The following is a 13,042-nucleotide window of genomic DNA, read 5'->3' as shown; positions in this document are numbered from 1 at the left end:
TCCAGCGGTATCCTTTCTTCAGACGTACGTGATTATCACAGCACCTTCCCCAAAGTGCTATTCTCCCATCATTTGTATCCGAATAACTAGCTATATTCAATTATAGTTCAAACGATGCTGTTATACAATAGCTGTTAGTAATTTTTACGCAAATGATTGACAAACAGCGGTGTGACTAAGATCACAAGCAGTACTATAACAGGGGGAATGAACAAGGCGACTGAAACACCTTTGAACAGCAGCAGGTAAAAACTCGTCATGATCTCGATAAAAAGAATCGAAATCGTAAAGAGCTGACCAAAATAGCCGCGGTTTCTGACACGGATCATGACCGTGAAGAACAGGTAGCAGATGACCGTAAGCAGCAGAATGAACAGACTCAGCCATTCATAGAAGTACTGCATCTTGACGACATTGAACTTCGTGACATTGAAGAGCACGTTCCGGTTGTTGAGTTCAATCAGTGTCAGCAGGAGCATCAGAAGGCCGAAGAGGATTTCCACCTGGAAGAAGCTGAACCATTTCGGCTTACGCATCCAGCCCGGGATGTCCTCATCCTGCAGATCAATCCAGTTTCTGATGCCACGTGTGAACTGATTCCATGCCAGCATCAGCCGTTCATCAATCTTCATGGACTGCTTTGAAATCTGGGCGAAGGCATCATTCGTCTGATGGTTGATCAGGCGGCTGAACTTTCTATCACGCTTGCGACGGTTCGCACGACTGAGTGAATGGTCAGCGGCACTGACCTTCTTCGCACGGTGCAAGAAGACGTGGTTGCCGAGTGCGAGCAGGCCCATACCGGACAGCAGAATAAAGAAGAAGTTCAGCGCCATCAGGTCAAGCGGTGTCACCGATTCCTTTACCAGACGGTCATACACATGATTCTGCGTGACGATATAGGCGAGACCGAAGATCAGGATCAGAATCAGGTAATGCATCTTGCGGAACTCACTGTTCAGGTTATGACGGTTCAGGGCATAGAAAATCAGCAGCAGAAATGCTGCAAAGTAGAACAGCGCGTAGCTGTCATAGACCTTGAACATGAAGAGCGCTGTCAGCATGAACAAGAAGACAGCCGTCAGCAGGTAAAAGATCGAAATCGATGTATCATGTGACGTCGTCTTTTTCAGGATATGACTGATATAGAAAAGACCGAGACCATACAGAATAAAGACAAGACTATAAAGATAAGGCCAGGCTTTAATATAATGACTGAGCAGCTCAATAAAGGCATAACTGTAGAGATTGATGAAGTCACTCAACTGTGACATATGAAGTTTATTGATGGCGATCTCCTTGAAGTTGATGATTTCATCGGCATTGAAGAAAATAAAGAGACCGAAGCCGATCATCAGCAGACCGAGGAGATAACCGGTCAGCACCTCGGCATTGTTTCTGAACCATTTCATACTACCACCTCATGCCTATTATAGTGAAAAGAACGAGGGTTGTCCCGTCTGGATGGAAATTTCAGTCTTAAGGACTAGATGTTTAATGTGCTGACTCTGCGGGAATAACAGACTATCATCATTAAGGAGGCATTTATCATGACAAACGATAAAATCGAACAGCATAAAGAAGACGCTGAACAAGCAAAAGAGCCTATTGAACAGAACGACAGTAATGAGACAGGCCAAGAAGAGACTCACGAAGACGTTCAGAATACATTCGAATAATACCGGGTTGATAAGCGGAGCTGCGGCTCCGCTTTTTTTGATGTTCGCCGGGAGGGTTTACAGGGCATCCAGACGACGCAAAAAGAAGCCCGCCATTCACGCGGGCTTCACTTCTCTATTATAATGCTCTATGCGCGATATCCTGACGATGGAAGAGTCCATCGCTCGTGATTTTATCCACGTTCCCGTAGCTTGCCTTGACCGCTTCCTCGATCGACCGGCCCGTGCCCAGTGCCAGCATCACACGTCCGCCGTTCGTCACCCAGTCATCCTCTTTCTTCAGACCGCTGATATAATAATCAAGCTCGCCGTTGTAACCGTAGACTTTATGACCTCTGTCATAACTGCCCGGATAACCGGCCGCTGCCAGTACGACGCCGACAACAGCATCCTCTGACCACTCAAGCTCGATGGCTTCCTTTCTCTCCAGCGCTGCCAGCACTTCGATGAAATCACTGTCCATCTTCGTCAAGAGCACCTGGCATTCCGGGTCGCCGAACCGCGCGTTGAACTCGATGACTTTCGGTCCGTCCTCTGTGATGATCGCACCGATATAGAGGAGACCGAAGTAGTTCAGACCCTCCTCGCTCATCGCTTGCGCGATCGGATAGGCGATGCGTTCGTTCGTCACCTTCAGTATATCCTCACCGATGTGCGGGACAGGACAGTAGGCACCCATACCGCCTGTATTAGGTCCCTTGTCGCCGTCATAGGCGCGCTTATGGTCCTGGGCGATGACATCGAACGGAATGATGAAGTCATCATTGACGAAGACCATCAGTGAGAACTCCTCACCTGCCAGGAACTCCTCAAAGACGACTTCCGCATCGCCGTCCTTGTAGAAGCGTTCAATCGCACCGACGGCCTCCTCATGTGTCATCGCAACGATGACGCCTTTACCTGCCGCGAGTCCGTCCTGCTTCAGCACGATCGGCGCCGGGTGATCCATCAAGTAGTCAAGCGCCGCTTCCTTTGTATGGATGACGGCATATTCTGCTGTCGGAATGTCGTACTTCGCCATGATGGCCTTAGCAAACGATTTGGAGCCTTCAATCTGTGCCGCTTCCTTGTTCGGTCCGAAGACCTTGATACCTGCCGCAGTCAGCGCGTCAGCCAGTCCTTCAGTCAGGGGCTGCTCAGGCCCGATGACCACCCATTCAGCTGCGTTTTCTTGTGCGAACCGGACGATTTTTTCATGCTCTGTCTCCTTGATGTCACCGACCACTGTCGCGACGTTCTGCATCGCGTCATTTCCTGGAATGACGAAGACTTCTTCCACATGCTGCGAGCTGCTCAGTTTGTGGCTCAGTGCGTGCTCACGGCCGCCTGAACCGATTACGAGTACTTTCATATGTCCTCCTAGTGTTTGAAGTGGCGCATGCCGGTCGTGACCATCGCAATGCCGAGTTTATTTGCTGCATCGATCGAGTCCTGGTCCTTGATGGAACCACCCGGCTGGATGATGCATTTGATGCCCGCCTCTGCCGCTGTCTCCACTGTATCGCTCATCGGGAAGAAGCCGTCACTCGCTAAAATAACGTTGTCGTTCATTTCAATGGCACGTTCGATGGCAATCTTCGCCGCGCCGACACGGTTCATCTGCCCCGCGCCGATACCGACTGTCTGTTTCGCGTTCGCGAGGACAATGGCATTACTCTTCACGCTCTTCACGACTGTCCAGCCGAGTTCCATCGCCTGCCACTGCGCTTCTGTCGGCTGCGCTTCAGTGACGACGGTCATTTCTTCACGCGTCAACATCTTTGTATCTTTGTCCTGGACTAAGTAGCCGCCTGAGACTGAGACGAATTCCTCCGTCTCAGCGTCACTGTCCATCTCGACCTCAAGGAGACGGATGTTCTTTTTCTGCGTCAGAATCTCTGAAGCTGCGTCCTCAAAGCCCGGTGCGATAATCACCTCAAGGAAGATACTGCCCAGTTTCTTAGCTGTCGCCTCGTCAACCGGACGGTTCAGTGCGACAATGCCGCCGAAAATAGACTGGCTGTCCGCATCAAACGCATTCTGGAAGGCTTCCTCGATTGTCGCGCCGACACCGACACCGCACGGATTCATATGTTTCACGGCCACTGCTGCCGGCTGGTCGAACTTCTTCACCAGACTTAAGGTCGCATCCGCATCCTTGATATTGTTGTAGCTCAGTTCCTTGCCATGCAGCTGCTTGGCACCGGCAATCGTATTCGGTGCACTTGACGTCCTGACGAATTTCGCCTGCTGCTGCGGGTTCTCACCGTAGCGGAGCGCTGTGGCCTGCTCGCTGAAGAAATCAACGATGGCTGCATCGTATTTCGCTGTATGGCTGAATGTCTTGACCATCAGCTCTTTACGGAACGCTGCGTCCACTGCATCGTTTTTCAGCTTATCAATGACAGCCGTGTAGTCAGCAGGGTCCACGACCGTCAGTACGTGCCTGAAGTTCTTCGCACTCGCACGGAGCATGGTCGGTCCGCCGATATCGATGTTCTCGATCGCATCTGCTTCCGTCACGTCCGGTTTCGCTACTGTCTCCTCAAATGGATACAGGTTGACGGCAACAAGGTCGATCAGTTCAATACCATGCTCCTTCAGTGCCGCAAGATGTTCCGGGATAGCGCGGTTGGCCAGGATACCCCCGTGGATATTCGGATGCAGCGTCTTGACGCGGCCGTCCATGATCTCAGGGAACTGCGTCAGCTCACTGACCGATTTCACCGCGATGTTGTGGTCGACCAGTGTCTGTTTCGTACCGCCTGTTGAATAGATTTCGAATCCCTGCTCGATTAACTGCTCTGCAAATTCAGTAATACCTGTTTTATCTGACACACTTAACAATGCTTTTCTCATGACAGACTCCTTAAATGATTTTTTTGATGACTCTTGGATAAAGTTCGTACTCGAGGGTCTGGATACGTAACTGCAGTGTCTCCTTCGTATCATCTTCGTGAATCGGACAGCTCATCTGGTCGATGATCGTGCCTGTATCCATACCGGCATCCACGTAATGCACGGTGACGCCTGAGACACGGCAGCCGTAGTCAAGCGCCTGACGCACGGCGTCCTTCCCCGGAAAGCTCGGCAGGATAGACGGATGGATATTCAGGATATGACCTTCAAAAGGCTCAAGGAGCGTCGGACCGACGAGCTTCATATAGCCTGCCAGGATCAGCCATTCCACCTGGTCTGTCTCAAGCTGCCGCAGGATCGCTTCCTCGTACGCTGACTTCGATGCAAAGTGCTTCATTTCAAAAAGATGGACCGGCACATCATAATGCTTCGCACGTTCAATGGCATAAGCATCCCCTTTATCAACATAAAGACCCGTCACCCGGATATTGTCCAGGTAACCGATCTTCACGTTTTCCATTATCTTCTCGAAATTTGTGCCACTGCCTGACGCAAAGATCGCTACATTTTTCATATCAGAGACCTGTAAGGGTGATCGGCTCAGCGTTCTCTTCGATCGTCCCCATCAGAATACCCTGTTCACCGGCTGCTGCCAGCATACCCATGACCGCCTGCTCGTCCTCCTGGCTGACGATCAGCACGAAGCCGATCCCCATATTAAAGACGTTGTACATTTCCAGGCGGTCAAGCCTGCCCTGTTCCTCGAGCCAGCTGAAGACCGGCTGCTCAGGAATCGCACTGACATCAATCTTCGCTGACAGACCTTCCGGCAGGACGCGCGGAATGTTCTCGATGAAACCGCCGCCTGTGATATGACACATCCCGTGGATTTTCCCGGACTGGATGACGTCTTTCACTGCTTTGACATAGAGACGTGTCGGTTCGATGATGGTATCCAGCACTGTTCTGCCGCCGATCATAGCGTTCAAGTCGATGTGATTATCGCGAATAATCTTTCTGACCAGACTGTAGCCATTTGAGTGAATGCCGCTTGACGTGAGGCCGATCATGACGTCGCCTGACCTGATGTTCTCACCCGTCACATAATCTGCCTTCTCAACAGCACCGACCGCAAAGCCTGCGATATCGTAGTCACCGGTGTGATACATGTCGCCCATCTCTGCTGTCTCACCGCCGATCAGTGCACACTCAGACTGCACGCAGCCCTCAGCGACCCCTTTGACGATCTGCTCAACGACAACGGGATCCACCTTGTTCAGCGCGAGATAATCCAGGAAGTAGAGAGGAAGCGCCCCTGTCGTCAGAATATCATTGACACACATCGCGACTGCATCGATACCGATCGTGTCGTGGCGGTCTGCATCAATCGCCAGACGAAGCTTCGTGCCGACACCGTCTGTCCCTGAGACGAGGACAGGTGCTGTCATATTCAGCTGTGACAGATCAAATGCCGCGCCGAACCCGCCGAGACCTCCCAGTACTTCTTTACGCATCGTCAGTGATACGTGTTTCTTCATGCGTTCGACTGCCTCGTAGCCGGCGTGGATATCCACACCTGATGATTTATATGCTTCTGACATGGTTAGACTCCCTTCGTCTTCTTCTCTTTTTCTTCTGGTAACAGGTGATCCACGATCTCAATCGGGTAGCTGCCGGTGAAGCAGGCATCACATTCACCTTTTGACTCAAAGCGTGAATAGACATCGTGCATCCCTTCAACCGACAGATAAGTCAGTGAATCGACTTCAATCTCCTGACGGATCTCCTCGACCGTCTGGTAGGCCGCGATCAGTTCCGCATGCGTCGAGACATCGATACCGTAATAACAAGGATGCTTCAGCGGCGGTGATGAGATGCCCATATGGACTTCCTTCGCACCGGCACTGCGTAATGCCTTGACGATATACTTACTTGTCGTGCCGCGGACGATGGAGTCATCGATGACGATGACGCGTTTCCCTTCGACGACGTCGCGGATCGGCGCGTGCTTCATGCGGACCGCGCGCTCACGCATCTTCTGGTCAGGCGTGATGAATGTGCGGCCGACGTAACGGTTCTTGAGGAGGCCCTGTTCATTCGGAATCCCTGAATAGGCCGAGAACCCTTTGGCCGCCTGAAGTGATGAATCCGGGACACCGATGACGATATCCGCAGCCACGTCCATCTCTTTGGCAAGCTGTTCACCCAGTGCCTTACGCACATTGTAGATGGAGTGATGTCTGAACTCGGAGTCGGGACGCGCGAAGTAGACGTATTCCATCGAACACATGCGGTGCTTCGTCTCAAGCGCGTAGTTATCCTCGTCCATGCCATCATCATTGAACGTCAAGACCTCACCCGGCTCAACGTCACGGATATATTCCGCGCCGATTGCCATCAGCGCACATGATTCACTCGCTACACAGTACGCGCCGTCCACCTTGCCGAGCATGAGCGGACGCACACCGTGGCTGTCCAGTGTCGCAGTCAGACTGCCCTTCTGCAGCACCAGGTAAGCGAATGCACCTTTGATCTGATTGAGCGCTGCTTTCAGGTTAGCTTTGAAGTTCGGTGACTTCGCCTTGAATAATAAGTGACCGAGCACCTCTGAGTCAGAGGACGTCTGGAAGATCGCGCCCTCCTCCTCCAGTGCCAGACGGATCTGGCGCGCATTCGTCAGATTACCGTTATGCGCGAGTCCGAGATCCCCTTTCGAATGTTTGAATAGAAAGGGCTGGACATTGGACAGCTCTGATGCACCGGTTGTCGCATAGCGCACGTGACCGATTGCGCTGCGGTAACCTTTCAGTGACTCGAGCTGCACCTGACTGATCGCGTCAGGCAGCAGGCCCATACCGCGAGCACCGAACAGGTTCTCGCCGTTCGAACAGACGATTCCTGCGCCTTCCTGACCCCGGTGCTGCAGGCTGTGAAGTGCCATATATGTCAGTTCCGCTGCGTTCGGGTGATTCCAGATACCGAATACACCGCATTCCTCGTTTAGACCGCGGATGTCATACATTGACTGATTGCTCCTCTCCAAGTACGGATCATGCTGTCAACGTCTTCTTCGATTGAACCGTTATCTGCTGCTACTCTAAAACCTTGAGTGCCGAATGTACCGATTTTAACGGCATCCTTAAGTTCGATGTCTTCCTTAGCGATGACGATGTAGCGACCTTGTGTTTCACTGAATAACTGTTCAACCGGCAGGGCAAGTTCCGCTTCGATTCCTGTCTCGAAGTAAGCAGCCATCTGTGCGAGCTTGATCGCGATGCCGCCTTTGCCGACTGCCTGGACGTGTGACAGCTTGCCGTCTGTGATCAGCTTGCGGATGGCTTCGCCGCGCTGCACTTCCTGCTCTAAATCAATCGGCACTTCTCTGTGTGCCACTTCGTTGAATAATAATTTCTCGATCTGTGAACCGCTGAAGTCCGCGTCAGTTGCGCCTACTAAGTACAGTGCTTCGCCTTCTGTCGGCGTGAAGTCGCGCAAGAATTCGATATCTTCAATTAAGCCGACCATACCGACGACTGGCGTCGGGAAGATCGCTTCGCCTTTCGTTTCGTTATAAAGTGAAACGTTCCCTGAGACAACCGGTGTATTCAAGGCTGCACAGGCCTCCGCCATACCGCGGGTAGAATCTGCCAGCTGCTGGTAGATCTCAGGTTTCTCAGGGTTCCCGTAGTTGAGACAGTCCGTCATCGCAAGCGGCAGACTGCCGACTGCGATCAGGTTACGGTAGGCTTCAGCAACGACCATCTTACCGCCTTCGTACGGGTTATTGAAGACGTAGCGTGCTTCACCGTCAATCGTAGAGGCGATGGCTTTCGTTGTACCCTCAACACGCGTCACACCTGCTGACAGACCTGGCTTGATGATTGTGTTCGCACCGACCTGCTGGTCATACTGTGAGTAAGCCCATGTCTTTGAAGCGAGGGTCGGATGATTCAGGAGACGTTCGAAGACCGCCTGTGCATCGATATCCGCATAGTTATGATCCACTTCAGCGTATTCAGCCGCTTTACCTTCTAAAACATAGACCGGCGCTTCGTCACTGAGTGGCTGTACCGGAATATCCGCATAGATTTCATCGTCGTAGGTCAGGACGAAGCGGTCAGTATCCGTCACTTCACCGATGACTGCACTGTCCAGTTCATGATGGTCGAATAAATCGAGGAACTTCTGCTCCGTGCCTTTTTCAACGACGAGCAGCATACGCTCCTGTGTCTCTGATAACATCATCTCGTAAGGCGAGATGCCTGCTTCACGCGTCGGTACTTTCTCGAGGTGCAGGTGAATACCTGAGTTCCCTTTCGCTGCCATCTCTGACGATGACGACGTCAGACCTGCAGCACCCATGTCCTGGATACCGACCAGCTCAGGGTAAGTGATGGCTTCCAGTGTCGCTTCCATCAGCTTCTTGCCAACGAACGGGTCACCGATCTGAACGGATGGACGCTTGGACTCAGATTCCTCGTTCAGCTCCTCAGAGGCGAATGTCGCACCGTGGATTCCGTCTCGACCTGTCTTCAGGCCGACGTAGATGACCGGGTTGCCGGCCCCTTTCGCTGTCCCTTTCTGGATCTTGTCATGGTCGATGATACCGACACACATCGCATTGACCAGCGGGTTGCCGTCGTACTGTGAATCGAATTCAATCTCCCCTGCCACTGCCGGGATGCCGATACAGTTACCGTAGCCGCCGATACCTGCGACCACACCACTGAAGAGGCGCTGGTTCTGCCTGGAATCCAGTTCGCCGAAACGGAGACTGTTTAAGAGCTGGACCGGACGCGCACCGATGGAGACGATGTCACGGACGATACCGCCGACACCTGTCGCTGCACCCTGGTAAGGCTCAATCGCACTCGGATGGTTATGTGACTCCACCTTGAAGACAACGGCCTGGTTGTCACCGATATCAACTACTCCGGCGCCTTCACCAGGACCCATCAGGACGCGTTCACCTGTCACGGGGAACTGCTTCAGGAAAGGCTTGGAGTGTTTGTATGAACAGTGCTCACTCCACATCACGGAGAAGATACCGATCTCTGTGTAGTTCGGCTGACGGCCTAGAATATCACAGACTTTGTCATATTCTTCGTCAGAGAGACCCATATCCGCATACAGTCTGTTATTTTTAATGTCTTCGATCGTTGGATCTAAAAATTTCATCTGTTATTTCCCCCAGCTTTCTAAGATACCTTGGAATAAGCGTCTGCCGTCTTCAGAACCGAGTAATGTATCCATCGCACGTTCCGGGTGAGGCATCATGCCGCAGACATTGCCTTCCTTGTTCACGATACCGGCGATGTCCTCCAGTGACCCGTTCGGATTCTCGGAGTAGGACAGGATGATCTGCTTGTTGGCCTGCAGTTCCTTCATCGTCTCAGGTGAGCAGTAGTAAGACCCCTCACCGTGAGCAATCGGATAGACGACTGTCTCGTCCTTCTCATAAAGATGTGTGAACTTTGTCTCGTTATTCAGAATCGTCAGGTGCTCGTTACGGCAGACGAATTTATGGCTTTCGTTATGCAGCAGCGCACCCGGCAGTAAGCCGATCTCCGTTAAGATCTGGAAGCCGTTGCAGACACCGAGCACCGGTTTTCCTTCAGCAGCCAGGCGTCTCACTTCATCCACGATCGGAGCCACACGTGCCATCGCGCCGCAGCGCAGGTAGTCACCGAAGGAGAAACCACCCGGAATCAGCACACCGTCAAAGCCGTCTAGAGACGTCCTGCGGTAGTCCACGTATTCCGCTTCCATGCCCGTGATCAGTGCTGCGTTCAGCATGTCACGGTCACAGTTTGACCCTGGAAATTCAATGACAGCGAACTTCATTATTCCGCCTCCACGACTTTGTAGCTGTATTCTTCGATGACCGTGTTCGCGAACAGTTTCTCGCTTAACGTACGGACGACGTTGTCAACCGCTTCGTCAGTTGCCTCGTCCACTGTCATGTATAACACTTTGCCGACGCGGATATCGTTGACCTGGCTGTAGCCTAAGTCATGTACTGCACGTGTCAGTGTCTGTCCCTGTGTATCTAATACCTGTTTCTGTAATGTGATGTATAGTTCGATGTTTTTCATGATTATAAAGCCTCCATTTTTTTGTAGAAGTGAGTATAGGTATCAATCAGTGAGCCCGTGTCTTCGCGGTAGACATCCTTATCAAAGTTCTCTTTCGTCTCTTTGTCCCAGATGCGGCACGTATCAGGTGAAATCTCGTCAGCGAGGAGAATGTTACCCGCTTTATCTTTGCCGAATTCAATCTTGAAGTCCACTAAATCGAGGCTCATCTTGTTCATGATATCGATCAGAATGGTGTTGATCTTCAGCGCCTGGTCCTTTAATTCACTGATATCCTTGTCATCAGCGATACCGAGCAGTTTCACGTGGTCATCCGTGACGATCGGGTCGTTCAGTTCATCCTTCTTGTAGTAGAACTCAACTAACGGCGCCTTGAACGCTTCGCCTTTCGTGAAGCCGAGACGCTTCGTGATGCTTCCTGCCGCGATATTGCGGACCACGACTTCAAGCGGAATGATCTCCACTTTCCTCACGAGCTGCTCTGTCTCTGACAGACGCTTGATGAAGTGTGACGCGTAGCCTGCGTCAGCGAGTAACTCGAAGAAGCGGCTGGTGATCATATTGTTCAGGCGGCCTTTCCCTGCCATTGAATCCTTCTTGGCACCGTTCCCTGCAGTGACCTCATCCTTATAGGCGATGCGGTAGACCTGGTCGTCGTCTGTTGCGAACACGCGCTTTGCTTTACCTTCATATACTAACATCTACATTCTCTCCTTATAAATGGCTTCATAGTCATTATCCAGATCCAGAATCGTCACATGGCCCATCTTGCGGTTCTCCTTGCGTACTGCCTTGCCGTACACATGCACGTGCCAGTCCGGTCGCGATGCAAATTCGTCCTCCATCACATCCAGGTCCTGACCGAGCAGGTTGAACATGACGGCAGGCTTCAGCAGCTCAATTCTCTCCGGCAGCTGCCAGCCGGCTACCGCCAGGATATGCGTATCGAACTGCGAATAGTCGCAGGCTTCGATTGAGTAATGGCCGGAATTGTGCGGACGCGGTGCGATCTCGTTCACGTACAGCACATCTGCCTGGTCGATGAAGAACTCGACCGTGAAGGTACCGATGAAGCGGATGGCCGCCATGATCTTCTTCACTTCATTGATGGCCGCTTCCTCATGCGCGTGACGGCCTGTCACAATCGTCTTGTAGAGGATCTGGCTGCGGTGCTCATTCTCCTGCACCGGGAAGAAGACGACACTGCCGTCAGATGATGCAGTCGCTGTGATGGAGATCTCAGACTTCAGGTTGATGCGCTGCTCTGCGACACAAGGACGGGCAGCGAGCAGTTCGTCCGCTGCCTTGAAATCCTCGGCACTGCTGATGACAAGCTGGCCTTTACCGTCATAGCCGCCGAACGTCGTCTTCAGCATGAACGGGAAGCCTAACGTATCAGCCGCTTTTTTCAGTTCATCCTGATCCGTCACGGAGACGAACGGTACAACCGCAGCACCGCCCCCTTTCAGCGCATTCTTCTCAGCGAGACGGTTCTGCAGGGTCACAACTGTCTCTGCCCCCTGCGGTACATTGAACTGTGACGTGATCTTCGCCAGTTCCTCACCGCTGATATTCTCGAATTCATATGTGATGACGTCTGACACTGCGCCGAGCTGCTGCAGGGCCTCCGCATCATTATAAGGTGCATGGATGAAGTGCTGGCTGACGTAACGCGCAGGACAGGTATCATCAGGATCCAGTACCGCGACCTTGAAGCCTCTCTCCTGTGCGCTTTGCGCCATCATCTTACCGAGCTGGCCGCCGCCCACGATGCCGATTGTCTGTCCTAATTTAAGCTTAGTGTAAGTCATGCTGCATTGCCTCCACTTTCTTGATCAGTGACGCTTCGTAGTCGTCTAGTTTCCCTGCTAATGATTCATCCTTCAGGCTGAGCATCCGTGCAGCAAGAAGACCTGCATTCTTCGCACCAGCAGAACCGATCGCTGTCGTTGCGACAGGAATACCGCCCGGCATCTGAACGATTGATAACAGTGAATCCATGCCCTTCAGTATCTTCGTCTCAATCGGTACACCGATGACAGGCAGTGTCGTCATGGAGGCGATCATGCCGGGCAGATGTGCTGCACCTCCTGCACCCGCGATGATGACGTCGATGCCATTGCCGCGTGCCTGACGCGCGAAATCCACCATCTGGAGTGGTGTCCGGTGTGCTGAGACGACAGATGATTCCACTTCGATACCGAAATCTTCCAGAATCATGCATGCTTCCTTCATCGTCGGCCAGTCTGAAGACGAGCCCATCACTACTGCAACTTTCATCAAAAATTCCTCCATATCTATTGAAAACCGTTTCATAATGAGAGATGATTACAGTGATAGCATAACAAGAATGCTATTCAATTTCAATAAATAAACGAACATTTTAATTATTTTTAAGGCGAATATCTGATTATAGTTCGACTTTCAGAA

At 52.0% G+C, this 13,042-nt stretch carries 13 protein-coding genes; 1 reads left to right on the top strand and 12 read right to left on the bottom strand.

Annotated features, from left to right (window positions below; all coding sequences use genetic code 11):
• Positions 1–134: 134 nt before the first annotated feature.
• Positions 135–1,412, bottom strand: coding sequence for a lipoteichoic acid stability factor AuxA (gene auxA, locus ERX40_RS01535; protein ID WP_133416736.1), 1,278 nt, complete (start codon positions 1,410–1,412; stop codon positions 135–137).
• Positions 1,413–1,550: 138 nt separating this feature from the next.
• On the opposite strand from auxA, the gene ERX40_RS11530 reads away from it, so the two are divergent.
• The gene (locus ERX40_RS11530; RefSeq protein WP_279487751.1) at positions 1,551–1,679 is read left to right on the top strand and encodes a hypothetical protein; all 129 of its coding nucleotides are present in this window, start codon (positions 1,551–1,553) and stop codon (positions 1,677–1,679) included.
• A gap of 118 nt (positions 1,680–1,797) precedes the next feature.
• On the opposite strand, the gene purD is transcribed toward ERX40_RS11530, so the two are convergent.
• Genes purD through purE form a run of 11 tightly spaced genes read right to left on the bottom strand, consistent with a single transcriptional unit; the run spans position 1,798 to position 12,892 of the window.
• Positions 1,798–3,030, bottom strand: coding sequence for a phosphoribosylamine--glycine ligase (purD, locus tag ERX40_RS01530; protein WP_133416735.1), 1,233 nt, complete (start codon positions 3,028–3,030; stop codon positions 1,798–1,800).
• Between the two features lie 8 nt (positions 3,031–3,038).
• Positions 3,039–4,517, bottom strand: a complete 1,479-nt coding sequence (purH, locus tag ERX40_RS01525) for a bifunctional phosphoribosylaminoimidazolecarboxamide formyltransferase/IMP cyclohydrolase (RefSeq protein ID WP_133416734.1) — start codon at positions 4,515–4,517, stop codon at positions 3,039–3,041.
• Between the two features lie 10 nt (positions 4,518–4,527).
• Positions 4,528–5,091 carry a phosphoribosylglycinamide formyltransferase gene (gene purN, locus ERX40_RS01520; protein ID WP_133416733.1) on the bottom strand — a complete coding sequence of 188 codons (564 nt, stop codon included), beginning with the start codon at positions 5,089–5,091 and terminating at the stop codon, positions 4,528–4,530.
• A 1-nt stretch (position 5,092) separates the two neighbouring features.
• The gene (purM, locus tag ERX40_RS01515) at positions 5,093–6,118 is read right to left on the bottom strand and encodes a phosphoribosylformylglycinamidine cyclo-ligase (RefSeq protein ID WP_133416732.1); all 1,026 of its coding nucleotides are present in this window, start codon (positions 6,116–6,118) and stop codon (positions 5,093–5,095) included.
• A gap of 2 nt (positions 6,119–6,120) precedes the next feature.
• A complete protein-coding gene (purF, locus tag ERX40_RS01510) occupies positions 6,121–7,539 on the bottom strand; it encodes an amidophosphoribosyltransferase (RefSeq protein ID WP_133416731.1) in 1,419 nt (472 codons plus the stop codon).
• Complete coding sequence (gene purL, locus ERX40_RS01505) at positions 7,518–9,695, bottom strand: phosphoribosylformylglycinamidine synthase subunit PurL (protein ID WP_133416730.1); 2,178 nt, start codon at positions 9,693–9,695, stop codon at positions 7,518–7,520. Before purL ends, purF begins: the two co-directional genes overlap by 22 nt.
• A 3-nt stretch (positions 9,696–9,698) precedes the next feature.
• Positions 9,699–10,361, bottom strand: a complete 663-nt coding sequence (gene purQ, locus ERX40_RS01500; RefSeq protein ID WP_133416729.1) for a phosphoribosylformylglycinamidine synthase subunit PurQ — start codon at positions 10,359–10,361, stop codon at positions 9,699–9,701.
• On the bottom strand, positions 10,361–10,612 hold the full coding sequence (purS, locus tag ERX40_RS01495; RefSeq protein ID WP_133416728.1) for a phosphoribosylformylglycinamidine synthase subunit PurS: 252 nt from the start codon (positions 10,610–10,612) through the stop codon (positions 10,361–10,363). The genes purQ and purS overlap by 1 nt, the downstream gene beginning before the upstream one ends.
• Positions 10,613–10,614: 2 nt before the next feature.
• Positions 10,615–11,313, bottom strand: coding sequence for a phosphoribosylaminoimidazolesuccinocarboxamide synthase (gene purC, locus ERX40_RS01490; protein WP_133416727.1), 699 nt, complete (start codon positions 11,311–11,313; stop codon positions 10,615–10,617).
• On the bottom strand, positions 11,314–12,423 hold the full coding sequence (gene purK / locus ERX40_RS01485; protein WP_133416726.1) for a 5-(carboxyamino)imidazole ribonucleotide synthase: 1,110 nt from the start codon (positions 12,421–12,423) through the stop codon (positions 11,314–11,316). It lies immediately after the preceding gene.
• Positions 12,410–12,892, bottom strand: coding sequence for a 5-(carboxyamino)imidazole ribonucleotide mutase (purE, locus tag ERX40_RS01480; protein ID WP_133416725.1), 483 nt, complete (start codon positions 12,890–12,892; stop codon positions 12,410–12,412). The genes purK and purE overlap by 14 nt, the downstream gene beginning before the upstream one ends.
• Positions 12,893–13,042: the final 150 nt, after the last annotated feature.

Origin of the sequence: Macrococcus carouselicus (assembly GCF_004359515.1) — a bacterium.
Lineage (GTDB): Bacteria > Bacillota > Bacilli > Staphylococcales > Staphylococcaceae > Macrococcus > Macrococcus carouselicus.
Note: the sequence above shows the minus strand (reverse complement) of the source record. Positions and strands in the feature narration are given on the sequence as shown.

Excerpts from the sequence above, each read along its gene's own strand:
- auxA (WP_133416736.1), bottom strand. The coding sequence starts at position 1,412 with ATGAAATGGTTCAGAAACAATGCCGAGGTGCTGACCGGTTATCTCCTC.
- ERX40_RS11530 (WP_279487751.1), top strand. The coding sequence starts at position 1,551 with ATGACAAACGATAAAATCGAACAGCATAAAGAAGACGCTGAACAAGCA.
- purD (WP_133416735.1), bottom strand. The coding sequence starts at position 3,030 with ATGAAAGTACTCGTAATCGGTTCAGGCGGCCGTGAGCACGCACTGAGC.
- purH (WP_133416734.1), bottom strand. The coding sequence starts at position 4,517 with ATGAGAAAAGCATTGTTAAGTGTGTCAGATAAAACAGGTATTACTGAA.
- purN (WP_133416733.1), bottom strand. The coding sequence starts at position 5,091 with ATGAAAAATGTAGCGATCTTTGCGTCAGGCAGTGGCACAAATTTCGAG.
- purM (WP_133416732.1), bottom strand. The coding sequence starts at position 6,118 with ATGTCAGAAGCATATAAATCATCAGGTGTGGATATCCACGCCGGCTAC.
- purF (WP_133416731.1), bottom strand. The coding sequence starts at position 7,539 with ATGTATGACATCCGCGGTCTAAACGAGGAATGCGGTGTATTCGGTATC.
- purL (WP_133416730.1), bottom strand. The coding sequence starts at position 9,695 with ATGAAATTTTTAGATCCAACGATCGAAGACATTAAAAATAACAGACTG.
- purQ (WP_133416729.1), bottom strand. The coding sequence starts at position 10,361 with ATGAAGTTCGCTGTCATTGAATTTCCAGGGTCAAACTGTGACCGTGAC.
- purS (WP_133416728.1), bottom strand. The coding sequence starts at position 10,612 with ATGAAAAACATCGAACTATACATCACATTACAGAAACAGGTATTAGAT.
- purC (WP_133416727.1), bottom strand. The coding sequence starts at position 11,313 with ATGTTAGTATATGAAGGTAAAGCAAAGCGCGTGTTCGCAACAGACGAC.
- purK (WP_133416726.1), bottom strand. The coding sequence starts at position 12,423 with ATGACTTACACTAAGCTTAAATTAGGACAGACAATCGGCATCGTGGGC.
- purE (WP_133416725.1), bottom strand. The coding sequence starts at position 12,892 with ATGAAAGTTGCAGTAGTGATGGGCTCGTCTTCAGACTGGCCGACGATG.